Below are 303 nucleotides of genomic sequence, written 5' to 3' on the forward strand. Positions count from 1 at the left end.
TACACATGTACATGGTAATGAAGCCGGGTGTAAAAACGGATCCATCTTTGTACCCGTTGATTTTTTCGAAGATGAGACCCAGGACCGAAGCATTGATCAAGGTCTTATTGTCTTCCTGAATATCCTCTGATCCCTCCGAACTGAAATCGTAGGCGTTGAGAAACTCAAATAGGTATTCCAAGGTGGAAAGGCTTCCGGTCCGCCTTTTTCCCTGATCGTCTTTTAAGACGGTGGAAGAAAGGATGGGCATTTTCTTTTCATCCCGGAGGTTGGAGATAAACAAGGTATCGTGTTCCATATCCG

Annotated in this window: 1 protein-coding gene; it reads right to left on the reverse strand. The window is 44.9% G+C overall.

The features are described 5' to 3' along the window. A partial coding sequence (locus IAQ59_RS22900; protein ID WP_209333040.1) for a type IIG restriction enzyme/methyltransferase occupies window positions 1–303 on the reverse strand: 303 nt, incomplete at both ends.

Origin of the sequence: Lunatimonas salinarum (assembly GCF_017811155.1) — a bacterium.
Lineage (GTDB): Bacteria > Bacteroidota > Bacteroidia > Cytophagales > Cyclobacteriaceae > Lunatimonas > Lunatimonas salinarum.